A 25,444-nucleotide genomic window follows, 5' to 3' on the forward strand; every position below is an offset into this window, starting at 1 on the left:
CCCGGCCCCCGCGCATCCGCGCAACGCCGAGATCCCGATTTCCATCGTTCTCACCCTGGAGACAGGGCGAGAATCGGGATCTCGGCGGCCTCGGGCCGACAGGAGGCCCTCCCCGTCAGCGCGGCGTGACGACCAGCGCGCGCAGGCGCTCCACCAGCGCGGGATCGGTCGACCGCTCCCCCAGCCGGTTCGGTTTACCGGCCCCGTGGTAGTCGCTCGATCCGGTGACGGCAAGGCCGAGTCGCGCAGCGGCCTCTTCGAGCGGCGGCAGCCAATCCATGCGGTTCTCGGGGTGGTGCAGTTCGATCCCCCACAGGCCCGCCTCCGCGAACTCCTGCAGCTCGCGGGCCGAGCTCGGGCGGCGCTGCCGGAAGGCGGCCGGGTGCGCCAGCACGGCGACACCTCCGGCGGCGCGCACCATCCGGATCGCGTCGATCGTATCGATCGCGTGGGTGCCGAGGTAGTAGGGCGAACCCGGGTGCAGCACCTGCTCGAACGCTGAGCTGCGGTCGTCGAAGTAGCCCGCCGCGACCAGCGCATCGGCGATGTGCGGGCGGCCGACGGTGCGCACGTCGTCGTCCCCCGCGACGGCCTCCCAGGTGATCGCATAGTCCGCCGATACTCGGCGCACCATCTCGCGCGCACGCGCGCGACGGGCGGTGCGCACCTCAGCGAGCGCTTCGAAGAGCTCGCCCGCGCTCGATTCGATCCCGTAGCCGAGCAGGTGCCTGGAGCCGCCGGTGTGCTTCGTGGTGATCTCGATACCGGGGAGGAAGTCGACGCCGTGCTCGCCCGCCGCCCGTCGCGCCTCGTCCCAGCCGTCGATCGTGTCGTGATCCGTCAGCGCGAACCCCGCCAGTCCGAGCCGCGCGGCCTCACTGGCGATCTCGGCGGGCCGAGTGGTTCCATCCGAGAACACGGAGTGCGTGTGCAGATCGAATCCCCGCTGCGTCCCGGATGCTGCCATCCCAGCAGTCTATCCGTGCGACGGCGAGCCACTGCCGGCCGGATCGGGATGAGAGGATGGAGGCATGACCGAAACCGCTCAGGCCACCCACGAGGTGGAGATCGACAACAGCAACCGCAGCACCACCCCGCAGACGGACGCTTTCGCCACCTACATCTCTGCGCACTGGGCAGATCGCCCCGAGACGCTGCCCGCCCCCATTCCCTCAGCCCCCTACGCCGCGCGCCGCCGCGCGGCTCTCGGCGCGCTCTTCCCGGGCGAGCGGCTCGTGATCGCCGCCGGCGCGATGAAGCAGCGCTCCAACGACACCTTCTACCCGTTCCGAGCGCACAGCGCCTTCGCCCACCTCACCGGCTGGGGGTCGGACGCCGAGCCCGGCGCGATCCTCGTACTCGATCCGGTCGACGGCACCCACGAGCAGACCCACTCCGCCACCCTCTACTTCCGCGAGCGCGCCGGCCGCGACAGCGACGAGTTCTTCGCCAATCCCGAGATCGGCGAGTTCTGGATCGGCCCGCGGCCGTCGCTCGCCCAGGTCGAGGCGGCGCTCGGGGTCCGCACCGCGCACCTCGCCGAGTTCTCCGCCGGCGACGGCGACCGGGCACTCGGACTCGCCGCCGATGACCGGGAGCTCGCGCGCGCGGCCTCCGAGCTGCGGCTCGTGAAGGACGCGTACGAGATCGCCGAGATGCAGGCCGCGGTCGATGCGACGGCGCAGGGCTTCGCCGAGGTGCTCGCGGCGCTGCCGCGGGCGAGCGCGCACCCCCGCGGTGAGCGGATCGTGGAGGGCGTGTTCAACCAGCGCGCGCGACTCGACGGCAACACGGTCGGCTACGAGACCATCGCGGCATCCGGTCCTCACGCCTGCACGCTGCACTGGATCCGCAACGACGGCCCCGTGCTCGACGGCGATCTGCTGCTGCTCGATGCCGGTGTCGAGCTCGACAGCCTCTACACGGCCGATATCACCCGCACGGTGCCGGTCTCCGGCACCTTCACCGAGGTTCAGCGCCGCGTCTACGAGGCCGTGCTCGAGGCCGCCGACGCGGCCCGCGCGATCGTGCGTCCCGGGATCCGCTTCGGCGACGTGCACGAGGCCGCCATGGCGGTGATCGAGCGCCGCACCCGCGAGTGGGGGCTGCTGCCGGAGGACGACGGCACCGCCTACTACCGCCGCTACATGGTGCACGGCACGAGCCACCATCTCGGCATGGATGTGCACGACTGCGCGCAGGCGCGCCGCGAGATGTACCTCGACGGCGTCCTCGAACCGGGCATGGTGTTCACGATCGAGCCGGGCCTCTACTTCCAGCCGGATGACCTCACGGTGCCCGCGGAGTATCGAGGCATCGGCGTGCGCATCGAGGACGACATCGTGGTGACCGAGGACGGCTGCGTGAATCTCTCGGCCGGCATTCCGCGCACGGCCGACGAGGTGGAGGCCTGGATCCGGGAGGCGCGGCCGCAGGGCTGAAGCCGCTACACCGCCAGATCGAGCGCCGCGGCGGTTCCCCTGCGCGATGCTTCGTCGCGCGGCATCCGCAGCGCCCGCTTGAGATCGGCGATGAGATCCTCGGCGCTCTCGAGGCCGATCGACATGCGCACGATACCCGCGTCGGGCTTCGCGTCGCCGGCGACGGGTCGGTGCGTGAGCGCCGCGGGGTTCTCGATCAGAGAGTCGACACCGCCGAGCGACACCGCGTGGGTGAAGATCTCGACGGCCGATGTCATCTGCTCCGCCGCGTCACCGCCTCCGGCGAGGCGGATCGACACCATCGCGCCGGGCCCGGCCATCTGGGTGCCGAGCACACCGTGCGGGTCGCCGTGCAGACCCGGGTAGAAGACCTCGTCGACCTCGGGCCGCACGGCGAGCCACTCGGCGACTCGCCGCGCGGTCTCCTGCTGGGCGCGCACGCGCAGCGGGAGCGTGGTGAGGCCGCGGTGCAGCAGATAGGCGGCCAGCGGGTGCAGCAGCGCACCGGTGATCGCGCGGATCGGCCGGATCCGCTCCGCGTAAGCCTCGGAGCAGGCGATGACGCCGCCCATCACGTCCCCGTGACCTCCGAGGTACTTGGTGGCGCTGTGCAGCGAGAGCGCCGCACCGTGGTCGAGCGGGTTCTGCAGCACGGGCGTGGCGAAGGTGTTGTCCACCATCACCGGCACCTCGCCCGCCTGCGCGACGACCGCACGGATGCTCACGAGCTCGAGCGTCGGATTGGCCGGGGTCTCCATGACCACGAGTCCGGTGTCGGGGCGGATCGAGGCCGCGACCTCGTCGGGACGGCAGAAGGTCGTCTCGGTGCCGAGCAGTCCCGAGGCCAGCAGGTGGTCGCTCCCGCCGTAGAGCGGCCGCACGGCGACGATGTGCCGATTGCCCGAGGCCGCGGCGAACGCGAGGAGGGCTGCGGTGAACGCGGCCATGCCGGCCGAGAAGGCGACGGCCGACTCCGCGTGCTCGAGTTGCGCGAGCCCGGACTCGAAGCGGGCGACCGTCGGGTTCCACAGCCGCGCGTACACCGCACTGCCTCCCTCGGGCGGTGTGCCGCCCGTCGCCAGCGCCTCGTACGAGTCGCCGCCCCGCTCGATGCCCGGCAGCGGGTTCGTCGTCGAGAGATCGATGGGCAGCGCGTGCACGCCGAGCGCGGCGAGATCGTCCCGGCCCGCGTGCACCGCCATCGTGTCGATATTCATCTTCGAAGCATCCATGGCCCCACCGTGCCCCAATCACCAATCGGAGGGAAGAGTTGTTGCCGACAGCGCAGAAAAGCGGATGCCGAGCTAAGCTTTCCTCAAATAACCGGCGGAGGACAGGATCGATCGTGACGATTCCCCAAGAGGGCCCGAGCACGCTCGACGCGCTCGACTACGCCGTCGTCGAGGCGCTGAGCCGCGATCCCGGGCTGAGCAACAAGGCGCTGGCGGAGCGGCTCGGGATCGCCGAGTCCACGTGCGCCTACCGGGTGCGGAGGCTGCGCGAGGCAGCGGTCATCGGACCGCGCCGGCTCGAGCTCGACTACGCCCGCCTCGGATACGCGCTGCGCGCCGTGGTGCTCGTGTTCCTCGCCCGGCACTCCCGCGAGGTGGTCGACGAGTTCATGGCGCACATGGTGCGGCAGCCCAACGTGCTGAACGTGATGAATCTGACCGGGCGCTACGACTTCATGATCACGGTCGCGGTGGCCGACACCGAGGAGCTGCGCCGATTCGTGCTCGACCACGTCACCGTGCTCCCCTCGGTGCGGGGCACCGAGACGCACATCGTGTTCAGCGCCAACGACGGCGAGTGGATCCCCGGGGCTCCGAGCAGCTGAGCCGCTCAGCTGCTCAGCCATTCAGCCATTCAGCCGCTCCGCTCCTCCGCCCCTGTTCCCGTTCAGGCGATCCGGGTATCATCGGTCTCCTGATGACTGCTGTTTCTGCGCACCCGGGCACCTCCCGGTGGTCCCGCACCCGTGGCGCCTGCGCCGCGGCCGCGGCGATGGTGCTGCTCGGAACCGTCGCCACGGCGCCGCTCTCCATGGCGAACGCCGTCACGGAGGCGGAGCGGGCGGCGATGTTCGGCGGTCAGCAGCGGCTCGAGTCGGCGGCCTCCTCGGAGATGGTCATCGATACCGAGGTCACCGCGGTGTCGCCCGTTGCGCAGGGAGCGTCCGCTCGCACCGCGCTGTACACGCTGCAGGAGTTCATGTTCAGCGGCGCGGTCAACTGGAGCGGCTACCGCTTCACCTACTACAGCCAGCAGGTGCTGCCCGGTCCCGGGCTGCAGATCCCCGGCAGGCACGTCAACGAGGACGGCTACGTGAGCGACGGCGACGGCTACATCGTGCTCGCCGGATCGGCGCCGAAGGGCTCCGTGTTCGACACCCCTTTCGGATATCAGGGCAAGATCTACGACCGCGGCACCTTCGGCAACCACCTCGACGTCTACATCCGCTGACGCGACCGTTCAGTCCGCCGTCTCGCCGTCCGTGTAGACCCAGCGCCCGTCGACGCGCCCGAAGCGGCTGCGCTCGCGCTGCTCGAAGCGGCCCTCCGCGCCGCGGCCCACGGCGGTGAAGGTGACGAAGCCCTCCGCGTCGAACGGGCCGCCCGCCTCGACGCGCTCGATGAACAGCCGTTTCCACACGACCGCTTCGTCGAGCTCCATCGATGCGGGCCGGGTCGCGGGATCCCAGCTCAGCAGCAGGTACTCCCCCAGGCCGAGCGCGAAGGCGCTGTAGCGGGAGCGCATGAGGCGCTCCGCCGTGGGTGCGGCCCGCCCGGCGTGCAGCGGTCCGCAGCACGCGTCGTACGGCTCACCCCGCCCGCAGGGGCAGGGCTCGGATCCCTCGACGCCCCGCCCGGCTGCAGCCCCGCTCACCCGGCGGCCCTCACAGCTCGCCGCGCAGCGCGGCCTGCAGCGTGTCGAGTCGCACGCCGCCGAGCGCCAGCGCATCGCGGTGGAAGGCGCGCACATCGAAGGCCGACCCGGCGCTCTCCGCGCGATCCCGCGCCTCATCGCGCAGCGACTCCCAGATCCGCTGCCCGATCTTGTACGACGGCGCCTGCCCGGCCCACCCCAGATAGCGCAGCACCTCGAAGCGCACGAACCCGTCGTTCATGTTGACGTTCTCGCGCATGAACTCGAAGGCGTAGTCGCCGTCCCAGACCCCGGTGCCGTCCGGGCGCGGCTTGCCCAGATGCACGCCGATGTCGAGCACGACGCGCGCGGCGCGCATCCGCTGTCCGTCGAGCATTCCGAGCCTGTCGGCCGGGTCGTCGAGATAGCCGAGCTGCTCCATGAGCCGCTCGGCGTAGAGCGCCCATCCCTCGGCGTGCCCCGAGGTGCCGGCGAGCTGCCGCCGCCACTCGTTGAGGGTGCCGCGGTTCACCACCGCCTGCCCGATCTGCAGGTGATGTCCGGGCACCCCCTCGTGGTAGACCGTGGTGAGCTCGCGCCAGGTGTCGAACTCGGTGACGCCCTCGGGCACCGACCACCACATGCGGCCGGGCCGCGAGAAGTCGTCGCTGGGGCCCGTGTAGTAGATGCCGCCCTCCTGTGTGGGGGCGATCCGGCACTCGAGGGCGCGGATCTCGCTCGGGATCTCGAACTGCGTCTCCGCCAGCTCGGCAACGGCGCGATCGCTCGTCTCCTGCATCCAGCGCTGCAGCTCCTCGGTGCCGTGCAGCTTACGGGCCGGGTCGCGCTCCAGCTTCGCGATGGCCTCGTCCACGATCCCCGGCCGCGGCGCTCCTCCCACGATCTCGGCTGCGATGCGCTCCTGCTCGGAGACCATGCGCGCCAGCTCCTCGAGCCCCCACTCGTACGTCTCGTCGAGGTCGACGCGCGCACCGAGAAAGGCCTCGGAGGCCGGCGCGTAGCGCTCCCGCCCGAAGGCATCGGCCGCGGGAGCGAGCGGTGCGATCTCGCGCTCGAGGAACTCCGCCAGCTCCGTGTACGAGCCCGACGCCGCCGCGGCCGCCGCGGCGAGCTCCAGCGCGAGCGGAGCCGGCGCGGCGCTCGAGGCCGCGAGCCGGCCGAAGAACCCGGGATCCTCGGCGGTCCCGGCGGTCCGGCGCGCCTGCGCCGCCACCTCCGCGACCTGCCGCACCGCGGGCGCCAGTCCCCGCGCGGCGCCCTCGGAGAGGCTCGCCCGGTATCCCGCGAGCGCCCCGGGCACCGCGCGCAGCCGAGCGGCCACGAGCTCCCAGTCGGCGGTGGAGCCCGTCGGCATCAGGTCGAAGACGTCGCGGATCTGCTGCGAGGGCGACTCGATGACGTTGAGGTCGCGCAGATGCTCACCGGCCTCGTGCTGAGCCAGCGAGAGCCGCAGCTCGGCGGAGAGGTCCGCACGAGTCACCGCATCGACCGGGTCGACGGGCGCCGTGGCCGTGAGTTCCGCGAGTGCGCTCCGCTGGGCGTCGGCGAGTGCGCCCGCTCCCTCCGGCGAGTAGTCCGCGAGTCCCCCGCTCGCACGGCCGATGTAGGTGCCGATCGCGGGATCGTGCGCGACGAGGGTGTCGACCCAGGCCTCGGCGATGCGATCGACGGCGGTCTGCTGGCGATGTGCGTTCATGTGCTCCAGCCTATTGCGGTCGGGCTGCAGCGGCTTCGCGCCCTTCCAGCCTGTCGGTTCGCGAAGCGCGGCGCTTCAGGGCAGAATAGAGGCGTAGCACGGCGCGATCCCACGCGCCCGCCCACCGGCAGCCGGTCCCCGCCTGCGCAGAAGTTCCGAGGAGATATCGTGAAGATCCGCACCCGCATCGCCACCGCCGTGACCGCAGCGCTCGCCTCGGTCTTCGTCGCGGTGCCCGCCTTCGCCCACGACGGTGGACACGAGGGGTCGACGCTCTCGACCGCGGGCGATCCGCTCGACGTCGTGGCGATCTCCATCGTCGGCGTGGTGCTGCTGGCGGTCGTGCTGATCGGCTCGACGCTCGTGGGCAACCTCTTCGAGAAGAAGTAACGCGCGCAGCGCACGCAGCAGGGGCCGGGACCCGTCGAGGATCCCGGCCCCTGCTGCGTTTCGCAGTCCGGTGACCGGACGCCATCCGAACGACACGGAGGACCTCCGCCTCGCACCCCGGCCCATCCTCTACGCGCGCCAGTAGTTGCTGCCTCAGGACAGGTTTGGTGACGACTACTGACGCGCGGAGATGGGTTGTTCAGCTCACGACGCGGATGCCGGCGACCTCGGCGTCCACCGCGCCCCGCACGTAGCCGGTCGGCGAGGCCGCGACGGCGCGCAGGAAGGCGACGGTGTCGGCGGTGATCTCCTCGCCGGGCAGCAGGTTGGGGATGCCGGGCGGGTAGGCCGCCAGGGTGTCGGCGGAGACGCGACCCACCGCCTCGTGCGCGGGCACGATCTCGCTCGCGCCGAAGTAGGCGTCGCGCGGCAGCATGCGCAGGGCTCCCGGCTCGGGCAGCTCGGGGAACTCCGCCCCCGTGTCCTCGGCGCCCAGCCGGACGGCCTCGTCGGCGACCTCGCCGAACGCGGTCATGAAGCGATCGAGGTCGGGCACGCGCAACGCGCCGATCACCGCCACCACGCTCGTGGCGGTCGACATCTCGAGGTACACCCCGTGCTCCTGGATCATGCGGCCGCGCACCCAGTGACCGCTGCGCCCGAGCGCAGAGACGTCGATCGGCACCCGCAGCTGATCGGTGTCGACGATGTCCGGGAAGGCTCCGAAGTCGTCGCTGATGATCGAGAAGCGAGGATCGCGCCGCAGCCGCTCGCGCAGCTCTCCGGCGGCCCGGATCGCAGATCCGATCCGCTGCTCACCCGTGACGAGCGCGCGGCGCGCGGCATCGAGGGAGCTCATCAGGATTCCGCTCATGGAGGTCGACGCCGTCATCGAGAAGGCGCGCATCACGAGCGGTTCCAGCCGCTCGGCGAAGGGCCCGTGGCCGAGGTGCAGCATGGCCGACTGGGTGAGGGATCCGGCGAGCTTGTGCGTGCTCGAGACCACGAGGTCGGCGCCGAGCCGCGCGGGCGACTCCGGCAGATCGGGATGGAAGCCGAAGTGGGCGCCCCAGGCGCCGTCGACGATGAGCGCCGCGCCGTGGGCGTGGGCCACGTCGGCGAGGCCGCGCACGTCGGCCGTCGAGCCGAAGTAGCTCGGAGACACGACGTAGACGCTCGACACCGCGCGCCCGGCCGCGGACTCGCGGGTGAGCGCCGCGCCGAGGGCCGCGGGCGTGAGGCCGTGCGCGATCCCGTGATGGGCGTCGATGCCCGGGGCCGCGAAGGACGGGATCAGCCCGGAGAGCAGCACGCCGTCGGTGAAGCTGGAGTGCATGCTGCGCTGGATCAGCACGCGCTCGCCGAGGCCGCGAACGGCGATGGCCGCCGTGCGATTCGCCTGGGAGGCGCCGTTGGTGAGGAACCAGGTGCGCTTGGCGCCCCAGGCCTCTGCCGCGAGGCGCTGGGCGTGCACGAGCGGCGAATCGTCGCCGAGGTCGATGCCGTCGATCATGAGCGGCACGTCGAACTGGGCGGTGCGGGGGCCGAAGAGCTGCGCGATGTGCGCGCCGCCGTCCTCCGGGTTGTTGCCGTGGCCCGGCACCATCATCGAGAGGGGCTCCGACGTGCCGAAGCGCTCGACCGCGTCGGCGTAGGGCGCCTGCCGCTGCTCGGCCGAGAATCGGCGGGCGAACGGCGCGCGCCCCTCAGGCGTCCTGCTCGCAGCAGCCCCGTTCTCGGGCAGCGCCCGATCCATCGCGGCGATCGTTCCGCCCCCGTCGATGCGAACGTCTGAGGTACCCGGGTCCTGTTGCAGCATGGGGACATGATCCCGCGCGTCGAACACCGGGAGGAACCCCGTAAACACCTCCCGGGGACCATATACTGTATTGAACACTTCGGGTGATACAACCCCAGCCGCTCCAGAGGAACCGAGGGTACACATGATCGATCTCCGCCAGCTCCAGGCCCTCAGCGCGGTGGCCGCAGAGGGGTCGGTGGCGCGCGCCGCCACGCGGCTGGGCTGGAGCCAGCCCACGGTCGACTACCACCTGCGCAACCTCGACCGCCTCGTGGGCGCGGATCTCACCGAGCGCAGCACTCGCGGCAGCAAGCTCACCACCGCCGGCTCGCTGATGCTCGAACGCGGCGAGGAGATCCTCGGCCTCGCCGAGCGCGCGCTCACGGACGTGCGCGACCTCGCCCAGCTGGGCCGGATCCGGCTGCGATTCGGCACGTTCCCCACCGCGGCCGCACGTTTGCTGCCCGGCATCGCAAGCCGCGTCGCGGAACTCGGGATCGAGCTCGACGCAACCCTCGAGGAGCTCTCCCCGCTCGTCACGCGCATCAACCAGCACACCCTCGATGCCGCCCTCGTCTACGCGGCGGGCGGGTACCAGCTGCCGTTCCGCTCCGAGGTGCACACGACGCACCTCTTCACCGATCCCATGCTCGTCGCGCTGCCCGCCGCCCACCCGGCGGCCCGGCACCGCACCCTCGACCACGAGGCGCTGCTCTCGCTCGCGGGCGACAGCTGGGTCATGGGGTCGACCCCCGGCGACACGCTCGACGACCTCGTGCGCGAGGTGTTCCAGGCCGAGGGCCACCAGATCGACGTGGCCATCCGCACCGACGACTACTCGGTCGTGCTCGGGCTGGTCGCGGCCGGCATGGCGGTCTCACTCGTGCCCAGCCTCGTGAGCAGTCACCCGCCCGAGGGGGTCGTGCTGCGCCCCGTCGATGATCCGCGCTTCACCCGGGAGCTGCTGCTCGCCGCACCGGCCGGGCCCGGCGGCCCGTCCGCCGCGGTGCGCCAACTGGCCGAGGCCGTGCGACGGTCCATCAGCGCGCTCGGGTAGGCGACGGGCCTCCGGGATCAGTGCCCCGCCGGAGCCCCGACCTCCTGATCGGCCGGCTTCTTGACGAAGAAGGCCAGCACCACGGGCACGACCGCGATGCACGCCGCGACGAGGAACGCCGCGTGCGTCCCCGGCTCACCGGCCTCCGCGGTCGGCAGCCCCTGGGCCTCGCCCGCGTGCAGGAACGTCGAGTAGATCGAGATCAGCACGGCCGTTCCCGCTGCGCCGCCGACCTGCTGCAGCGTGTTGAGCACCGCGGACCCGTGCGAGTACAGCGATCGGTCGAGCGAGCCGAGCGACGCCGAGAACAGCGGCGTGAAGGAGCCCGCGAGACCGAGCGACATCAGGATCTGCACGATCACGAGGAACCACATCGGCGTATGCACGCCCACCGTCGAGTAGGTGAACAGCGACACCGCGATGAGGATCGTGCCCGGCACGAGGAGCGTCCGCGGCCCGCGGGCGTCGTAGATGCGTCCCATGACCGGTCCGAGGAGACCCATGAGCACCGATCCGGGCAGCAGGACGAGTCCGGCTGCCGTCGGGTCGAGGCCCGCCACGTTCTGGAGGTAGAGCGGCAGCAGCGAGAACGTACCGAACATCGACAGCGCGACGACGCCCATGATGATGACGGACACGACGTAGTTGCGCGAGGTGAACACGCGGAGGTCGAGCAGCGCATCGTTCTTCTTCTGCAGCACCAGCTGACGCCAGACGAACAGGGCGAGGAACACGGCCCCGCCCACGATGACGGCCCAGGGGGCGGCTCCGCCGCCCGCGGATCCGCCGTGGCCGCCGCCGAGCTGGCTGAGACCGTAGACGATGCCGCCGAAGGCGAGGGCCGACAGGACGATCGACAGGACGTCGATCGGGGCGTCGGTCGTCTCTCCCAGGTTGGTCATCCACTTCGCGCCGAGCAGGAGCGCCGCGACGGCGATGGGAAGGATGATCCCGAACAGCCAGCGCCAGCCGAGGCTGTCGAGGATCACGCCGGAGAGCGTCGGTCCGAGGGCGGGGGCGAGGCTCATGACGAGCCCGACCCGGCCCATCATGCGACCGCGCGAGTGCGGCGGCACGACGTTCATCATCGTCGTCATGAGCAGCGGCATCATGACGCCGGTTCCCGCGGCCTGGACGATGCGGCCGAGCAGCAGCACCGGGAATCCGGGCGCCACCAGGCAGATCGCCGTGCCGAGCACGAAGGCGATCATCGCCGCCAGGAAGACCTGCCGCGTCGTGAAGCGCTGCAGCAGGAATCCGGTGGTCGGGATCACGACCGCCATGGTGAGCATGAAGGCGCTCGTCAGCCACTGGCCCAACTCGGGCGGGATGCCGAGCGTCTCGTTCAGCGAGGGAATGGCGATCGCCATCGTCGTCTCGTTGAGGATCGCGACGAAGGCCGCGGCGAGCAGCAGCCAGATGACCCGCAATCCTGCGGGGTCGATGGCGGCGGGCTTCGAGGGTGTGGTGTTGGGCGACGCGGTGGTTTCCCCGGCAGATTGAGACATAAGGGATCTACCCTATCGGATCCCGCGGGATTCCACGACATCCGCACCACCGCTGCTCTTCGTCATTCTGCGCGCGCGGAATGCTCACGCAGGATGACGGAGGTCACGAAGCCCCCGGGGCGCCTACCCGAAGGGATCGGCCAGTCGCCGCAGGAACTCCCGGGTCTCCTCGCGCTCGGGGTGCTCGAAGATCTGCTGGGGCGGACCGGACTCGACGATCACCCCGTCCTTGAGGTACACCACCCGATCGGCCACCCGGCGCGCGAACGACATCTCGTGCGTGGCCATGACGATCGTGGAGCCCGCGGCCTTGAGCTCGCGCACGAGATCGAGCACCTCGCCGACGAGCTGCGGATCGAGCGCACTCGTGATCTCGTCGAGCAGCAGCAGTTCCGGGTCGGTCGCGATGGCCCGGGCGATGGCGACGCGCTGCTGCTGGCCGCCGGAGAGCCGATCCGGGTACTCCTTGGCCTTGTCGCCGAGCCCGATGCGCTCGAGCAGTGCGAGGCCCGTGCGCTCCGCCTCGGCCCGCGACGTGCCGAACACCTTGCGCGCCGCGAGCGTGACATTGTCGAGCACGTTCATGTGCGGGAAGAGGTTGTAGTGCTGGAACACCACGCCGATCCGCGCCCGCACCCGATCGGCGTCAGCGCGGGGGTCCGTGATGTCCTCGGCGGCGCCGTCGGCGCCGTGCAGCACGATCCGCCCGTCGTCGACCTGCTCGAGCAGGTTGATGGTCTTGAGCAGCGTCGACTTGCCTGATCCCGAGGCCCCGATCAGCACCACGACCTCGTGCCGGTCGACCGTCAGGTCGATTCCCCGCAGCACCGGGTGCTCCCCGAAGCGCTTGTGCACTCCCTGCACCTCGAGCACGGGAGCGGGATCCTGCCCCGGCTTCGTCGTCCCGGTCATACCGTGCCTCCGACCTGCTCGCGCTTCTGAGCCCGCGCCGTCACCCAGTCGGTGAGGCGGATGAACGGCCACGACAGCAGCACGAAGAGCACGCCCGCCAGCACGTAGGGCGTGAAGTTGTAGCTCGAGGCCACCTCGATCTGCGCTGCGCGCACCGCGTCGACCGCACCGAGCACCGAGATCAGGCCCACGTCCTTCTGCATCGACACGAAGTCGTTCATGAGCGCCGGCGTCACCTTGCGCACCGCCTGGGGCATGACGACGAGGCGCAGCGTCTTGCCGTGGCTGAGGCCCAGGGAGCGGGCTGCGAGGCGCTGCGAGGGGTGCACCGCATCGATGCCGGCTCGCAGCACCTCGGCCACATAGGCCGAGTAGCAGAGGATCAGCGCGATCGTGCCCCAGAATTGCGCGGGCAGGCGCCCCGTGAGCTCGAGACCCGGGATGCCGAAGCCCACGAGGTACAGCACCAGCAGCACCGGGATGCCGCGGAAGATGTCGGTGTAGCCCGCGGCGAGCAGCCGGATCGGCGTGAACACCGCACCCTTGAGCGTGCGTGCGATCGCGAGCAGAGTGCCCAGGATCGCCACGCCCAGCGCCGCGACCACGAGCACCTGGATGTTCAGCCACAGGCCCTTGATGACGCGCGGGAACGACTCGATCGCCACCTGCGGATCGAAGAAGGTCTCACGCACACGATCCCAGCCCGGGCTGTTCACCAGCACGACGGCGATCACGGTCGCGAACACGAGTGTGCTGGCGATGCTGACGAGGATCGAGCGCTGCTTGCGCGTGCGGCGGAATGCCCGCCGCTCGAGCTCGATGGCGCTCGGCTCGAACGGCGCGCCGGCCGTAACGGTATTCAACTCGGGGAGGTTCCGGGTGCGGCGGATCAGCCGAGGACCGGGGCGCCCTGGTCGGCGAGCCACTCGGTCTCGAGCGCGGCGAGCGTGCCGTTCTCGCGCAGCGCGTCGACGGCCTTCGTCGCATCAGCCGTGAGCGACGAGCCCTTCGGCAGCACGAAGGCGAACTCGTCGCCGCCCGCCGACGACTCGAGCTGGCCGACGATCACGCCGTCGTCGAGCTGCGCATCGCGCACGTAGAAGGCGCCGGGCAGGTCGGTGACGAGGGCGTCGATGGTGCCGTTCTGCAGCGCGGCGACCGCGTCGTCGACGCTGTTGAAGACCTGCAGGTCCTTGTCGGGCGCGATGACCTCCTCGACGACGGTGAGCGAGGTGGTGCCCGAGGCGACGCCGAGCACGACGTCCTTGAGATCGGCGATGCTCTTCGCCTCGGCGGCGGGGGTGCCGCCGGCGGCAACGACGGCCTGGCTGGTCACGTAGTAGGGCGACGAGAAGTCCACGGCCTTGGCGCGATCCTCGGTGGCCGAGAACTGCTGGAGGTTGAGGTCGAAGTCCTTCGGCCCGGGCGCGATCGCCGAGTCGAAGCTCGTGCGCACCCACACCACGTCCTCCGCGGCGTAGCCCATCTCCTCGGCCACGGCGTATGCGACGGCGGCTTCGAAGCCCTCGCCGCTCTCGGGATCGTCGTTCAGCACCCAGGGGGCGTACGCCGGCTCACCCGTGGCGATCGTGAGCTTGCCCTCGGTGACCGGGCCGATGGCCGCGGTGTCGTCCGCGGCGTCGGAGGATCCGCCTCCGGCGCAGGCGGTGAGGGCGAGCAGCGCCGCGGCGCCGACGGCGACGGCAGAGGCGAGAGGGGAAGTGCGGGACATCGGGATACTCCTTCTCCGAGGACTGCGGGATCCGAGCGCGCGGAGGTGTCCGCGCAGACCGGTGTTCATTCTACGAGACACCCGGGACCGTGCGGTGCACGCTCCCGTCACTCGGGGTCACACGCGGCGGTGCCGCTCCACACCGGCGACGATCGTGCGTCGCGCGCGACCCGCGCCGTTCTCCACCAGCTCGATGAGCGCGGCATCGGGATCTCGGGCCGGAACGTCGAAGAACGCGAGGTCCGCGACCGCACCCACCCCGAGCTGGCCGATGCGCTCGCGACCCACATGCAGGCCGAGCGCCGCGGCTCCCCCGAGCGTCGCCGCGGTGAAGAGCCGCTGGTGCAGGTCGTCGCCGCGGTAGCCCTGCTTGCGGGCCACGCGGTAGAGCACCGCGACGTCGGCCAGCAGGTCGAGCGAGGGCGAGGAGGAGAGCGAGTCCGTGCCGACCGCGATGAGGTTGCCCTCGCGCAGGTAGGCGGCGACGGGCGGCATGTCGAGACCGATCACCTCGTTGGATCGGGGGCAGAGCGCCACGCTCGTACCGCGGGCGCGCAGCAGCGCGCGGTCCTCGGCGCTCACGTACACGCCGTGCGCGATGTGGCAGTCGGGGCCCAGCACACCCAGGTGATCGACGAACTGCGTCGAGGAGACGCCGATCCCGTGCGAGCGCAGGGCCCGGAAGCTGTCGGCTCCGAGTTCCGGCCACTCGCCGTGGCCGCCGGGACCCGCACCCACGTAGCCGTCGATGCCGTCGAACTCGCGCTCCATGTGGGCCTCGGCGAGGTGGATGTGCAGCCGCAGCCCCTCCTCGCGCACGATGTCGGGCAGTTCGAGCAGCGGCTGCACCTCGAGCGAGTAGGGGGCGTGCGGCGACACACCGGCGCCTGGCGGCGTCGGGATGCTGCGGATCTGATCCCGCACCTCTTCGCGAGCCGCGGCGTCCCAGTCGGCATTGCTCTTGCCGTAGACCTCCCAGTAGGCGATGCCGTGCATGCCCGCGTCGTGCAGCGCACCGATCGCCTCGCGGTCGGTCACCACATCGGCCGCGGCGGTGACCCCGGCTGCGAGGCTCTGCTCCGCGCCCTCGGCCGCCGCCGCCGCCCAGTCGTGATCACCCCGCGCGTAGACCTCGTCGAAGGCGTCTCCCCAGTGATCGAAGCCCGTGTAATTGCGGCTCGCCACCTCGGCCATGCGCGTGTACTGCAGATGGGTGTGCGCGTTAACCAGGCCGGGGGCGAGCACGCCCTCCCAGTGCTCCTCGCGATAGTCCGCGCCCCGGGCGTCGAGCGCGTCGAGCACCCAGCGCCGGTCGCCGACGTGCAGGATCCGCCCGCTGCGCACCGCCACGGCCCCGTCCGGGATGCGGGGGCTCGTCACGGGGAAGACGAGCGATGCGCTGTAGACGACGGTCTGCGATTCGGTGCTCACCCGTAGATTCTAGGGCTCGTACCTCCGGTAGCGATGCACGGTCCAGGGCTGCGCGGCGCCGCCCGGCCGCGCACCGGAGGGCGCAGGATCCGCGTCCGCTCCGCGGGCCGCGAGCGCGGCGCGCGCCACGAGGTCCTCGTCCGCGGCGGAGAGCGCGTGCACGCCGGCCGGCAGCTCCTCGCGCATGAGCCGCATGAGGGCGGCGATCTGGGTGGCGAACGAGAGATCCATCACCTCGACCGGATTGCCCTCCGCGGCCGTGTAATTGACTCCCCCGCCGCCGGCCAGCACGAGCGCACCGCGATCGGCCCCGGGCGCGATCCACTCGTCCACCCCCTGCGCGACCGGTTCGCGACGCCACCCGGCGGCCCGCAGCTCGTCGAGCGCCAGCTCGTCGTCGATGCCGCCGGCCACGAACACGGCCGCCCCGGGCCGCAACCGCGCGAACCCCGCGGCGTCGAGCGTGTGCCACACTCCCGTCGCACTCACCACCACGTCGGCCTCGCGCAGCGCGTGCGCGGCATCCCGGGCCTCGAAGCCGTCGTGCAGCGCGGCGAGCGCGCGCACCGGATCCCGCTCCACCACCGTGACGCGCGCCCCGAGCGCCGCCGCGAACCGCGCGGTGCCCACGCCCACGGGCCCGTAGCCGATCACCGCCCAGCGCGTATCCCGCAGCCCCCGGTACCCGCCGCCGGCGCGGGACGCGCCCGGGACGCTCCACGCGGCCGCGTCGAGCAGCTCGGCCGCGGCGAAGACGCACGACTGCCCGGTGCCCACGAGGTTGTCGAAGTCGGTCTTGGTGCGCGCGTCGTTGACCGCGATCACCGGGATGCGCAGGGATCCCTCCGCGGCCATCTCGCGCAGCGGCCGCACCCCGCTCGTGGTCTCCTCCGCCGCGGCGCGCAGCGTCTCGAGCGCCTCCGGGTGCTCGGTGTGGGCGAGGCGGATCAGGTGCGCCCCGTCATCGATGAGGTACTCGGGCCGCCAGGCGAGCACTCCGGCGGCGTGCTCGGCATCCATGCGGCGGGCGGCGTCGGCGTCAGAGTCGGCGTCGGAGTCGGCGTCGGAGTCGGCGCAGACCGCCGTCGGCGCGAACACCGCGACCCTGCCGTCGGCGATGAGCGCGGCCGCCACGTCGGGGTCGGTCTCGGAGACCGCGCTGAACAGCGCCACCTCGAATCCGGCGTCGACGAGCGCGAGCGCGAGCGCGGCGGTCTTCGGCTCGAGCACCAGGCTCACCGCGATCCGCGGTGCCCCGCCCGCGCGCCCCTCGTGCTCGGCGCGCATCCGCTCGGCGAGCACGGCCGTCGCCCGCATGCCCCGCGCCGCCCAGGCGATCCTCGACGCCGCGTCGGCGCCCCGCGCCGAGGCCGCCCCGCCGTCGAGCCCGACGACGACCGGGGCGAGCCCCTCGGAGCCGGCCTCGGGTCGCGGTCCGTCGCCTGCCCGATCCCGGAACACGAACTCGGCCGGTGCCCCCGCTTCGCGCGACGATCGCACTCCCATGCGCGCGAGAACCGCGAGCAGCAGCTCCCGCGCGAGGGGGTCGGAGACCGCGATGTCGGCCACGCCGGCCGAGAGCAGGCGGTTGCCCGCGCGAGCGGCGGCGCGCACCGCGCGCTCCACCGCCAGCGCCCGTTCCAGCTCCTGTCGACCCTGCCGGTCGTCCGTATGCTCCATCAGTGAGACCGCTCCTCCCACTGCGCGCAGGCGGCGATGGGGTCCTCCGGCAGGCCGAGCGCCGTGCGCGCGCGCGCGGCGGCGGCCGCCGATTCCTCTGCTCCCAGCCAGGCGTAGCCCACGGCATCCGCTGCGTCGAGCTTCGCGACCTTCCGCGCCTGCTTCCGGTCGCTCTCGAGGGTGTCGCGCACGGCCTCGACCGCCGTCTCGGTGCCCCTCGGCCACTCCTGCTGCTTCGTCTCGAGGCGCTCCGCCGCTCGCTCGCTCGCGTCGGCGACCTCGCCCATCGCGTCCGCGAACAACCGGGTGTCGATCTGCGCCTCGTCGCCCCGGCCGACCGCGATGCGCAGACGGTCGAGCTCGACATCCGCCTCGTCCCACGCGGCGTTCACGGGGCACACGGCGTCGAGGTAGACGCCGCCCGCCTGGCTCGCCGAGAGCACCTCGGGCTCGGGCTCGGGCGGCGCTTCGGCTTCACCGCTGCAACCGGTCAGAGCGCAGCAGAGCGCCCCGATCGCGGCTGCGGCTCGAAGCCGAGAAGTCTTTCGCACCATACGAGGATAACGGCTCGTTCCGCGCGCCGGGCTTCTCACCTAGGCTGGCGGCATGTCGAGATATCTGGATGAGGACCGGGCGGCCGCCGACGGCTTCACGATCGTCCACGAGCCGGAGCGTCACCGATACGCGATCTACCAGCGCGGTGCGGGCGAGGAACGCCTGATCGGAGAGGCGCACTACTCGCTGATCGGAGACGATGTCATCGACTTCGACCACACCGTCGTGGTGCCGGCGCTCCGGGGCACGGGGCTCTCGCGGCTGCTCGCGCGCCGTGCGCTCACGGGCGACGCGATCGGCGGTCGACGCGTGCGCGCCTCCTGCTGGTTCATCGAGGGCTACATCGCGCGGCACCCCGAGGTGCTCGAGCAGTAGCCCGGCCCGCCTGCTCGCGAGGCCGGATCGGTCGGGCACCGGACCGATCAGCGGCCGAGGCGGCGATCCGCGGCCGGGCCGATCAGGCGCTCTCGCGATCCTTGCGCCTCACCTTGCGCCCCTTGGCCGGGCCGGTCTGCTGCTGGATGAGCGCGGTCAGATCCTTCTCGATGAGCTGCTGGATGCGCCCGTCGCGCTCGCTGCGGTACTCGTCGTTGTCTCCGCCGCTGTAGTACGGGTGCGACGCCCGTTCCTTGAGCGAGTCGCCGATCTCGTCCCACGCCAGGCCCCTCGCGCGCTCGGCGGTCACCCGCAGGTACTCGTCGTCGCCGGCCCGGGCGTGCAGCTCCTCAGCCACCCGCTCGTATACCTCCTGGCGATGCCGCAGCGTGCGATTGTCGTCGTTGCCGTAGTCCGACTCGCTCCACGAGCTCCGGCCGGTATCGCGGATCTCGTTGCGCATGCGCGAGATGTGCTTGGCGTCCCGCTCCCGCTCCTGGGCAAGATCCTCGGTCGCCTCGCGCACCATGTCGATGATCTGCGACTCCTGGTAGTCGACGTGACGCTTGAGGGCGTTCATGATGATGGCGTTCTTCACGGTCATCCGCACCGCCACGTCGGCGACGAGGAGCCCCTGCTCGACGATCTCCTCGACCGGGGCCAGGACGCGGCGGGGCAGCCTGCGCTGGGGGCGGTTGCTGCCGCGCTTGCGTTTCTTCGACCAGCCGAACACCGCTCTCCTCTCCGGACCTCACACCATCCCCACCATTATCGCCTATCGCGACCGAATCCGTCGGCCGGTGTGCGAGACTGGAAGAGGCCCCGTGTCCCGGGGCGCGGACGAGGGAGCTGTACCCGCATAGATGACGACGGCCGGAAAGAGGCCGTCTCATGTCACTCGCCTGGATCGCACTGTTGCTGAGCGGAATGCTCGAGGCCGTATGGGCCACCGCACTCGACGCGTCGCAGGGATTCCGAAGATTCTGGCCGAGCGCGGTGTTCGTGGTGTCGCTCGCCGCGAGCATGGTCGGGCTCGCCTTCGCCATGACCGAGATCCCCGTGGGCACCGCGTACGCCGTGTGGGTGGGGATCGGGGCCGTGCTCACGGCGGCCTGGGCGATGATCACGCGCCGGGATCGCGCCACGGTGCTGCGCGTGCTGCTGCTGATCGGTCTGATCGGCTGCGTCGTCGGGCTCAAGGCGGTGAGCTGACATGGCCGTCGAGAACCGCCCGAAGGTCGCGACGACCGCGCACTGGGTCGTCCTGTTCGCGAGTGCCGGGCTCGAAGCCGTGTGGGCCATCGCCCTCGACCAGTCGCGCGGCTTCACCGTGCTGCTGCCCGCGATCGTGTTCTGCATCGCGTGCCCGTTGAGCATGGTGGGCCTCGGTTACGCGATGGTCGGGATCCCGGTGAGCATCGCCTACGCGATCTGGACGGGGCTCGGCGCCGCGCTCACCGTCGGAGCTTCGATCCTCATCGGGAGCGAGGATCCCTCGCCGCTGAAGCTGCTGTTCCTCGCGGGGATCGTCGGCTGCGTGATCGGCCTCAAGTTCGCGAAGAGCCCGGCTCCAGCGACACCCACACCGACGCCGCAGCAGCGGGTCCGAGGCTGACGGGGGCCGCGGACTCCCCCACCCGCACGGTCACCGTCTCGGAGTAGGGCTCGCCCGGCAGCACCTCGAGTTCGGCGTCGACCACGAGCCCGCGGCTCGCGAAGTACTGCAGCATCTCGTTATCGGCGTCGGAGATGCGCTCGACGCGCACGCGGCACGGGGCGAGCGCCTCGGCGAGCGTCACGGCGTCGGGGCGGTGCACGCGGCCGTCGGCGCTCGGGATCGGATCGCCGTGCGGATCGCGACTCGGGAATCCGAGCACTCGGTCGACCCGGTTCATCAACTCGTCCGAGACGGCGTGCTCGAGGCGGTCGGCCTCCTCGTGCACCTCGTCCCACTCGTAGTCGAGCACCTGCACGAGGAAGGTCTCGAGCAGCCGATGACGGCGGATCATGGAGATCGCGTGCTCGCGGCCCAGATCAGTGAGGGTGACGTTGCCGTAGCGGGCGTGACCGATGAACTCGAGGTCGGAGAGCTTGCGCAGCGCATCGGAGACCGTGGAGAGCCGCACGCCGGCGACCTCCGCGATGGCCGAGTTGGACACGGGAGCGTCGGACCACTCCTGCAGCCCCCAGATCACCTTGAGGTAGTTCTGCATGCTCGGCGAGATATCGTCAACGCTCACCCAGCTAGGCTACCCGCTCCACTGGCGCTCCGGGGCCGCCGGCGGGAGACTGGGGGCATGGATGTCAGGATCAAGCGCGTGTACGAGCCGGCCGAGGCGGGCGACGGCTTCCGGGTGCTGGTGGATCGTCTCTGGCCTCGGGGCGTGTCGAAGGAGCGGGCCGCGCTCGACCTCTGGGACAGGGACGTGGTACCGAGCGCCGAGCTGCGCAAGGCCTGGCACGCGGAACCGGATGCGCACGATCCCGAGCACTTCGCCGCGTTCGCCGACGACTACCGCGCGGAGCTGGCCCAGGGTGCTGCCGCCGAGGCGCTCGACCGGCTCGCGGGGCTGGCGAGGGAGCACTCCCCGCTCACCCGGCTCTTCGCTCGCTCAACCGGCGGCTGGCAGCCGTTTCCCGAGATGCTCGAGGAGGGCGTCGCGCAGCACGACCGCGTGATTCGCCTCGGGATCGCGTGCGCCGTAGAGCCGGTTGAGCGAGCCAAGCGAGTCGAAACCAGACCCCGCGGGCTTCGACTCCTGGCAGGCTCGTCGCTCACCCGGCGACGTTCTCAGCCCTCGCCGAGGATCGCGCGCAGGCGCTCGATCGCGGCGCGGAACTCCGCCCCGTCCGGCCCGCCCATGCCCAGCACGAGACCTGCGGTGCGGTCGGATCGGTGGTGCTGCCAGTACGCCCCGAGCGCCGCGACGCCGAGCCCGTGCGGGAAGCCCGGTGCGGGTTCGGCGGCCCTGGCGACCACCTGCGCCTCGCGCTCCTGCGCGGTCGCGGCGGGGCCGCCCAGCTCGACGACGGCGTGCAGCCCGCCGCTCATGGGCCGCACCCGCACCTCCGCGACGCCCGCGAAGCACTCGGAGATCAGGTCCCGGCGCGCGGCGTGACGGCGGCGCACCCGCGCGATGTTGCGGCGCAGCTCGCCGCTCGCGAGGTAGTCGGCGAGCGCGAGCTGCACCACCGCCGAGACGGGCGACCCGAGGTCACTCCGCACCGGCTCGAGCAGCGAGCGCAACTGCTCGGGGGCGAGCAGGAATCCCGCGGCGAGCGCCGGCGTCACCGTGCTCGAGAAGGTGCCGAGCGTGACCACCGAGCCCGAGACGGGATCGTCGAGCGCGGCGAGGGCCGGCAGCGGGCTGCCGACGTGGCGCAGCTCGGAGTCGTAGTCGTCCTCGACGATCACGACGCCCGTGCGCCCGGCCCAGTCGAGCAGTTCGCGGCGGCGCGGCAGCGGCAGCGAGCCGCCGACGGGGTACTGGTGACTCGGCGTCACGATGACGAGGTCGAGCATGCCCACCGGAAGGCGGTCGGTGCGCAGGCCGTCGGCGTCGACGGGCAGCGAGACGATCCGCGCCCCGTGGCGCGCCGCCACACCGCGCAGCGACGGGTAGCCCGGGTCCTCGACGCCCACGACCAGCCCGTTGCCGCGGGTGGTGCCGAGCGCGGTGAGCAGCAGGCCGAGCCCCTCGCGGGTTCCGGCGGTCACGAGCACGTCCCGGGCCGGCCTGGCGGTGCCGCGCACGAGACGCAGGTGCTCCGCCAGCTCGGCGCGCAGCCGCGGGTCGCCGAGCGCGGGCGGCCGCCGGTCAGCGCGGGCGGCCGCGCTGCGCCACGCGGCGCGCCAGGCCGGGCGCTCGGTGGCATCGGTCAGCGGGGCTCCGGGGGCGAGCGGGGGCCGCGCGGCGGGATCCTCGATCCCGAGTCCGCGGGAGCCGGTCGCGTCACCTCCGCCGGTCGGCCCGGGCGGGATCGGAACAGAGCGGACGGGCGCGCCTCCAGGGCGACCGGATCCCCCGCCGCGCCCCGCAGCAGAGGCAGCAGAGGCAGCGGGGGCGAGATCCGGGTTGACCACCGTGCCGCGCCCGCGCTCCGCTCGGAGATATCCCTCCGCGATCAACTGCTCGTAGGCGGAGACGACCACGCCGCGGGCCACACCGAGGCGGCTCGCCAGCCGCCGGGTCGCAGGCACCTCCTCGCCCGGGCGCAGCCCTGCGGCGTCGATCACCTCGCGCAGTGCGGCGGCGAGCTGCACCGGGAGCGGGGTGCCGACCGCTCGGTCGAGGTGCACCGGGAACTCGGCAGGGGCTCGGAAAGAACGATCGCTCACGCCCCCAGTCTGGCAGCATCACCCGAATTGGTCCATTCAGATTCATTGAAAATGGATCTTGTCATGAACCATTGACCTTGGCCAGGGTGGAAGCCATGACTGAAACCAATCACGCATCCCCCGCCGCCGCTACCGGTTCCCCGCTCGTGAAGCGGGGCCTCGCCGACATGCTCAAGGGCGGCGTCATCATGGACGTCGTCACGCCGGAGCAGGCCCGGATCGCCGAGGACGCAGGCGCCGTGGCCGTGATGGCGCTCGAGCGCGTGCCGGCCGACATCCGCGCACAGGGCGGCGTCGCCCGCATGAGCGATCCCGACCTCATCGACGGGATCAAGGCCGCCGTCTCGATCCCCGTCATGGCGAAGGCCCGCATCGGACACTTCGTCGAGGCGCAGGTGCTCGAGGCGCTCGAGGTCGACTACATCGACGAGAGCGAGGTGCTCTCCCCCGCCGACTACGTGAACCACATCGACAAGCGCGGCTTCACGGTCCCCTTCGTGTGCGGTGCGACGAACCTGGGCGAGGCGCTGCGCCGCATCGCTGAGGGCGCCGCGATGATCCGCTCCAAGGGCGAGGCGGGCACCGGCGACGTCTCCGAGGCGACGAAGCACATCCGCACGATCCGGGGTGAGATCGCGCGCCTCGGAGCGCTCGGGGAGGATGAGCTCTACGTCGCGGCCAAGGAGCTGCAGGCCCCCTACGACCTCGTGGTCGAGGTCGCCCGCACCGGATCGCTGCCGGTGGTGCTCTTCACCGCCGGCGGTGTGGCCACACCCGCCGACGCCGCCATGATGATGCAGCTCGGTGCCGACGGCGTATTCGTCGGCTCCGGCATCTTCAAGTCGGGAGAGCCCGCCAAGCGGGCCGCCGCGATCGTGCACGCGACGGCGCGTTACGACGACCCGCGCGCGATCGCCGATGCGTCGCGCGGACTGGGCGAGGCGATGGTGGGCATCAACGTGACGGACCTGGCGGCTCCGCACCGGCTCGCCGAGCGCGGCTGGTGAGCACCGCGCCCTGCGGGCCGGGCCCCGTCGTCGGTGTGCTCGCGCTGCAGGGCGGCGTCGCCGAGCACGCCCGCATGGTGGAGGGACTCGAGGCGCGCGCCGTGCTCGTGCGCCGGACCGAGCAGCTGGCCGGGCCGGACGGACCCCGCGTCGACGCGCTGATCCTCCCGGGTGGCGAGTCGTCCGCGATGGACCGCCTGCTGCGTCTCCTCGATCTCTTCGAACCGCTGCGAGCGACGATCCGCGCGGGTGTGCCGACGCTGGGCACCTGCGCGGGCCTGATCCTGCTGGCCAGAGCGATCCACGATCCCGCACCGGATCAGCGCAGCCTCGGGTCGCTCGACGTCGCGGTGGCCCGCAACGCGTTCGGCCCGCAGCTCGTGTCGACCGAGGCGAGCTTCAGCGTGGACGGAGTCGCCGGCGGCGGGCCGGACGGGCGCGTGCGCGGGGCGCTCATCCGCGCCCCCGAGGTGCGCGAGGTGGGACCGGCGGCTCGGGTGATCGCCCGCGCGGGTGACCGGATCCTCGGCGTCACCTCCGTCTCGAGCGGCGAGGCGGAGGCGGACGCCCCGACGGGCGTCTCCGAGGGGATCGGCCGGGTCACGGGCGTCTCATTCCATCCCGAGCTGAGCGGCGATCCCGCGCTGCACCGAGCTCTCATCGCACGCGCGGTGCGGTGACCTCGCTCGGCCGGGCCACGGGACCGGAGGAATCGCGGCTCAGCCCGTGAACCGCACCGATCCCCCGGAGAGGCGATCCCGCATGACGGCAATGGCCGCCTCGTTGTCGTCGACCGCCACGAACCGCCGCCCGAGCTCCGCCGCCGCCGCGGCCGTCGTGCCGCTGCCCGCGAACGGGTCGAGCACCCAGTCCCCCGGACGCGACGAGGCCTGCACGATGCGGCGCAGTACACCCAGCGGCTTCTGCGTCGGGTAGCCGGTGCGCTCCTTGCCCGTCGGCGAGACGATCGTGTGCCACCAGGTATCGGTCGGCAGCTTCCCTCGCGCCGCGCGGGCGTGAGTCACGAGCCCCGGGGCCATGTAGGGCTCGCGGTCGACCTCCGCGGAGTCGAAATGGTACCGATCCGGATCCTTCACGTAGACGAGGATGTTCTCGTGCTTCGTCGGCCACTTGCGACGCGCGCGGGCGCCGTAGTCGTACGCCCAGATGATCTCGTTGATGAAGCACTCGCGCCCGAAGAGCGCGTCGAGCAGCACCTTCGCGTAGTGCACCTCGCGGTAGTCGAGGTGCAGATACAGCGTGCCGTCGGGCGCGAGCAGTCGCCACGCTTCCTCGATGCGCGGCTCGAGGAACTCCCAGTAGTCGACGAAGCGGTCGTCGAACGCGAGCGTGCGCTCCCGCGTGACCGCATAGCCCTGCCCGCGGAAGCCGAGCCTGCCGCCCGGATCGCCCTCGGCGGTGCGCACGCCGCGCACCCGCTCCGCCTGCCGGAACAGCCCCGTGTTGAAGGGCGGGTCGAGATACACCAGCGTGAACGCGCCGTCGGGCAGCGTCCGCAGGAACGGGAGGTTGTCCCCCGAGTGCACCAGATCGGGTCCGCTCGGATGCCAGGCTTCGATCACCGACCCAGCCTAGCGGTCGATGTCGGTGGTCGCCGGTAGCGTGGGATCCAT

The 25,444-nt window shown here is 71.8% G+C and carries 26 protein-coding genes and 1 pseudogene; 11 read left to right on the forward strand and 16 right to left on the reverse strand.

Annotation, left to right across the window (positions count from 1 at the left end):
- Nucleotides 1-115: 115 nt before the first annotated feature.
- Entirely contained in the window at nt 116-967 is an 852-nt protein-coding gene (locus tag AMS65_RS07125) for a PHP domain-containing protein (protein ID WP_053383473.1), read from the reverse strand.
- Nucleotides 968-1,031: 64 nt separating this feature from the next.
- Here AMS65_RS07125 and AMS65_RS07130 point away from each other — a divergent pair, with 64 nt between their 5' ends.
- Nucleotides 1,032-2,441, forward strand: coding sequence for an aminopeptidase P family protein (locus tag AMS65_RS07130; RefSeq protein ID WP_053383474.1), 1,410 nt, complete (start codon nt 1,032-1,034; stop codon nt 2,439-2,441).
- Between the two features lie 5 nt (nt 2,442-2,446).
- On the opposite strand, the gene AMS65_RS07135 is transcribed toward AMS65_RS07130, so the two are convergent.
- Nucleotides 2,447-3,658 (reverse strand): trans-sulfuration enzyme family protein, encoded by a 1,212-nt coding sequence (locus tag AMS65_RS07135; RefSeq protein ID WP_241489372.1) that lies wholly within the window; start codon nt 3,656-3,658, stop codon nt 2,447-2,449.
- A gap of 128 nt (nt 3,659-3,786) precedes the next feature.
- Here AMS65_RS07135 and AMS65_RS19780 point away from each other — a divergent pair, with 128 nt between their 5' ends.
- Nucleotides 3,787-4,278: an Lrp/AsnC family transcriptional regulator gene (locus tag AMS65_RS19780; protein ID WP_053383476.1), complete on the forward strand. Its 492-nt coding sequence runs from the start codon at nt 3,787-3,789 to the stop codon at nt 4,276-4,278.
- A 92-nt stretch (nt 4,279-4,370) separates the two neighbouring features.
- Complete coding sequence (locus AMS65_RS07145; RefSeq protein WP_157502133.1) at nt 4,371-4,904, forward strand: hypothetical protein; 534 nt, start codon at nt 4,371-4,373, stop codon at nt 4,902-4,904.
- Nucleotides 4,905-4,913: 9 nt separating this feature from the next.
- Here AMS65_RS07145 and AMS65_RS07150 read toward each other — a convergent pair whose 3' ends face one another.
- Together AMS65_RS07150 and AMS65_RS07155 are read right to left on the reverse strand one after the other, a co-directional pair.
- A complete protein-coding gene (locus tag AMS65_RS07150; RefSeq protein ID WP_053383478.1) occupies nt 4,914-5,327 on the reverse strand; it encodes a YchJ family protein in 414 nt (137 codons plus the stop codon).
- A gap of 10 nt (nt 5,328-5,337) precedes the next feature.
- Nucleotides 5,338-7,023: a DUF885 domain-containing protein gene (locus AMS65_RS07155; RefSeq protein WP_053383479.1), complete on the reverse strand. Its 1,686-nt coding sequence runs from the start codon at nt 7,021-7,023 to the stop codon at nt 5,338-5,340.
- Between the two features lie 168 nt (nt 7,024-7,191).
- On the opposite strand from AMS65_RS07155, the gene AMS65_RS07160 reads away from it, so the two are divergent.
- Nucleotides 7,192-7,413 carry a hypothetical protein gene (locus tag AMS65_RS07160; protein ID WP_053383480.1) on the forward strand — a complete coding sequence of 74 codons (222 nt, stop codon included), beginning with the start codon at nt 7,192-7,194 and terminating at the stop codon, nt 7,411-7,413.
- Nucleotides 7,414-7,612: 199 nt separating this feature from the next.
- Here AMS65_RS07160 and AMS65_RS07165 read toward each other — a convergent pair whose 3' ends face one another.
- Complete coding sequence (locus AMS65_RS07165; protein WP_075200894.1) at nt 7,613-9,232, reverse strand: aminotransferase class I/II-fold pyridoxal phosphate-dependent enzyme; 1,620 nt, start codon at nt 9,230-9,232, stop codon at nt 7,613-7,615.
- A gap of 124 nt (nt 9,233-9,356) precedes the next feature.
- On the opposite strand from AMS65_RS07165, the gene AMS65_RS07170 reads away from it, so the two are divergent.
- Nucleotides 9,357-10,271 (forward strand): LysR family transcriptional regulator, encoded by a 915-nt coding sequence (locus AMS65_RS07170; RefSeq protein WP_053383481.1) that lies wholly within the window; start codon nt 9,357-9,359, stop codon nt 10,269-10,271.
- A gap of 17 nt (nt 10,272-10,288) precedes the next feature.
- Here the strand turns inward: AMS65_RS07170 and AMS65_RS07175 are convergent, their stop codons facing one another.
- The 7 genes from AMS65_RS07175 to AMS65_RS07205 form a co-directional block, all read right to left on the reverse strand.
- Nucleotides 10,289-11,779 (reverse strand): MDR family MFS transporter, encoded by a 1,491-nt coding sequence (locus AMS65_RS07175; RefSeq protein ID WP_083451547.1) that lies wholly within the window; start codon nt 11,777-11,779, stop codon nt 10,289-10,291.
- Between the two features lie 123 nt (nt 11,780-11,902).
- Nucleotides 11,903-12,691 (reverse strand): amino acid ABC transporter ATP-binding protein, encoded by a 789-nt coding sequence (locus tag AMS65_RS07180; protein WP_053383482.1) that lies wholly within the window; start codon nt 12,689-12,691, stop codon nt 11,903-11,905.
- A complete protein-coding gene (locus AMS65_RS07185; protein ID WP_083451548.1) occupies nt 12,688-13,554 on the reverse strand; it encodes an amino acid ABC transporter permease in 867 nt (288 codons plus the stop codon). Before AMS65_RS07185 ends, AMS65_RS07180 begins: the two co-directional genes overlap by 4 nt.
- Nucleotides 13,555-13,580: 26 nt before the next feature.
- The gene (locus tag AMS65_RS07190; RefSeq protein ID WP_053383483.1) at nt 13,581-14,423 is read right to left on the reverse strand and encodes an ABC transporter substrate-binding protein; all 843 of its coding nucleotides are present in this window, start codon (nt 14,421-14,423) and stop codon (nt 13,581-13,583) included.
- A 117-nt stretch (nt 14,424-14,540) separates the two neighbouring features.
- Nucleotides 14,541-15,854 (reverse strand): amidohydrolase family protein, encoded by a 1,314-nt coding sequence (locus AMS65_RS07195; protein WP_053383484.1) that lies wholly within the window; start codon nt 15,852-15,854, stop codon nt 14,541-14,543.
- A gap of 9 nt (nt 15,855-15,863) precedes the next feature.
- Complete coding sequence (locus AMS65_RS07200; protein ID WP_053383485.1) at nt 15,864-17,534, reverse strand: adenosylhomocysteinase; 1,671 nt, start codon at nt 17,532-17,534, stop codon at nt 15,864-15,866.
- On the reverse strand, nt 17,534-18,085 hold the full coding sequence (locus AMS65_RS07205; RefSeq protein WP_157502137.1) for a hypothetical protein: 552 nt from the start codon (nt 18,083-18,085) through the stop codon (nt 17,534-17,536). Before AMS65_RS07205 ends, AMS65_RS07200 begins: the two co-directional genes overlap by 1 nt.
- Nucleotides 18,086-18,140: 55 nt before the next feature.
- On the opposite strand from AMS65_RS07205, the gene AMS65_RS07210 reads away from it, so the two are divergent.
- Nucleotides 18,141-18,464: a GNAT family N-acetyltransferase gene (locus AMS65_RS07210; RefSeq protein WP_053383487.1), complete on the forward strand. Its 324-nt coding sequence runs from the start codon at nt 18,141-18,143 to the stop codon at nt 18,462-18,464.
- A gap of 82 nt (nt 18,465-18,546) precedes the next feature.
- On the opposite strand, the gene AMS65_RS07215 is transcribed toward AMS65_RS07210, so the two are convergent.
- Nucleotides 18,547-19,197, reverse strand: coding sequence for a hypothetical protein (locus AMS65_RS07215; RefSeq protein WP_053383488.1), 651 nt, complete (start codon nt 19,195-19,197; stop codon nt 18,547-18,549).
- Between the two features lie 158 nt (nt 19,198-19,355).
- On the opposite strand from AMS65_RS07215, the gene AMS65_RS07220 reads away from it, so the two are divergent.
- Together AMS65_RS07220 and AMS65_RS07225 are read left to right on the forward strand one after the other, a co-directional pair.
- On the forward strand, nt 19,356-19,676 hold the full coding sequence (locus tag AMS65_RS07220) for a DMT family transporter (RefSeq protein ID WP_053383489.1): 321 nt from the start codon (nt 19,356-19,358) through the stop codon (nt 19,674-19,676).
- Between the two features lies 1 nt (nt 19,677).
- A complete protein-coding gene (locus AMS65_RS07225; RefSeq protein ID WP_053383490.1) occupies nt 19,678-20,079 on the forward strand; it encodes a DMT family transporter in 402 nt (133 codons plus the stop codon).
- Here the strand turns inward: AMS65_RS07225 and AMS65_RS07230 are convergent.
- Nucleotides 20,012-20,704, reverse strand: coding sequence for a metal-dependent transcriptional regulator (locus AMS65_RS07230; RefSeq protein WP_053383491.1), 693 nt, complete (start codon nt 20,702-20,704; stop codon nt 20,012-20,014). The genes AMS65_RS07225 and AMS65_RS07230 overlap by 68 nt on opposite strands.
- A 57-nt stretch (nt 20,705-20,761) precedes the next feature.
- Here AMS65_RS07230 and AMS65_RS18710 point away from each other — a divergent pair.
- A pseudogene (locus tag AMS65_RS18710) lies at nt 20,762-21,064 on the forward strand (DUF488 domain-containing protein); the annotation flags it as partial.
- A gap of 191 nt (nt 21,065-21,255) precedes the next feature.
- On the opposite strand, the gene pdxR reads toward AMS65_RS18710, so the two are convergent.
- A complete protein-coding gene (pdxR, locus tag AMS65_RS07240) occupies nt 21,256-22,803 on the reverse strand; it encodes a MocR-like pyridoxine biosynthesis transcription factor PdxR (protein WP_053383493.1) in 1,548 nt (515 codons plus the stop codon).
- 95 nt (nt 22,804-22,898) lie between these two features.
- Here pdxR and pdxS point away from each other — a divergent pair, with 95 nt between their 5' ends.
- Both pdxS and pdxT read left to right on the forward strand, forming a co-directional pair.
- A complete protein-coding gene (gene pdxS / locus AMS65_RS07245) occupies nt 22,899-23,810 on the forward strand; it encodes a pyridoxal 5'-phosphate synthase lyase subunit PdxS (protein WP_053383494.1) in 912 nt (303 codons plus the stop codon).
- Nucleotides 23,807-24,490 carry a pyridoxal 5'-phosphate synthase glutaminase subunit PdxT gene (pdxT, locus tag AMS65_RS07250; protein ID WP_053383495.1) on the forward strand — a complete coding sequence of 228 codons (684 nt, stop codon included), beginning with the start codon at nt 23,807-23,809 and terminating at the stop codon, nt 24,488-24,490. The genes pdxS and pdxT overlap by 4 nt, the downstream gene beginning before the upstream one ends.
- 39 nt (nt 24,491-24,529) lie before the next feature.
- Here the strand turns inward: pdxT and AMS65_RS07255 are convergent, their stop codons facing one another.
- Complete coding sequence (locus tag AMS65_RS07255; RefSeq protein WP_157502155.1) at nt 24,530-25,390, reverse strand: DNA-methyltransferase; 861 nt, start codon at nt 25,388-25,390, stop codon at nt 24,530-24,532.
- Between the last annotated feature and the right edge of the window lie 54 nt (nt 25,391-25,444).

Origin of the sequence: Leucobacter celer subsp. astrifaciens, assembly GCF_001273835.1 — a bacterium.
GTDB lineage: Bacteria > Actinomycetota > Actinomycetes > Actinomycetales > Microbacteriaceae > Leucobacter > Leucobacter celer.

Bases quoted from the DNA above. Each gene is read 5' to 3' on its own strand.
- AMS65_RS07135 (WP_241489372.1), bottom strand. From the start codon at position 3,658: ATGAATATCGACACGATGGCGGTGCACGCGGGCCGGGACGATCTCGCC.
- pdxS (WP_053383494.1), top strand. From the start codon at position 22,899: ATGACTGAAACCAATCACGCATCCCCCGCCGCCGCTACCGGTTCCCCG.
- AMS65_RS07165 (WP_075200894.1), bottom strand. From the start codon at position 9,232: ATGCTGCAACAGGACCCGGGTACCTCAGACGTTCGCATCGACGGGGGC.
- AMS65_RS07155 (WP_053383479.1), bottom strand. From the start codon at position 7,023: ATGAACGCACATCGCCAGCAGACCGCCGTCGATCGCATCGCCGAGGCC.
- AMS65_RS07210 (WP_053383487.1), top strand. From the start codon at position 18,141: ATGTCGAGATATCTGGATGAGGACCGGGCGGCCGCCGACGGCTTCACG.
- AMS65_RS07180 (WP_053383482.1), bottom strand. From the start codon at position 12,691: ATGACCGGGACGACGAAGCCGGGGCAGGATCCCGCTCCCGTGCTCGAG.
- AMS65_RS07225 (WP_053383490.1), top strand. From the start codon at position 19,678: ATGGCCGTCGAGAACCGCCCGAAGGTCGCGACGACCGCGCACTGGGTC.
- AMS65_RS07200 (WP_053383485.1), bottom strand. From the start codon at position 17,534: ATGGAGCATACGGACGACCGGCAGGGTCGACAGGAGCTGGAACGGGCG.
- AMS65_RS07190 (WP_053383483.1), bottom strand. From the start codon at position 14,423: ATGTCCCGCACTTCCCCTCTCGCCTCTGCCGTCGCCGTCGGCGCCGCG.
- AMS65_RS07145 (WP_157502133.1), top strand. From the start codon at position 4,371: ATGACTGCTGTTTCTGCGCACCCGGGCACCTCCCGGTGGTCCCGCACC.
- AMS65_RS07220 (WP_053383489.1), top strand. From the start codon at position 19,356: ATGTCACTCGCCTGGATCGCACTGTTGCTGAGCGGAATGCTCGAGGCC.
- AMS65_RS07175 (WP_083451547.1), bottom strand. From the start codon at position 11,779: ATGTCTCAATCTGCCGGGGAAACCACCGCGTCGCCCAACACCACACCC.
- AMS65_RS07130 (WP_053383474.1), top strand. From the start codon at position 1,032: ATGACCGAAACCGCTCAGGCCACCCACGAGGTGGAGATCGACAACAGC.
- AMS65_RS07125 (WP_053383473.1), bottom strand. From the start codon at position 967: ATGGCAGCATCCGGGACGCAGCGGGGATTCGATCTGCACACGCACTCC.
- AMS65_RS07170 (WP_053383481.1), top strand. From the start codon at position 9,357: ATGATCGATCTCCGCCAGCTCCAGGCCCTCAGCGCGGTGGCCGCAGAG.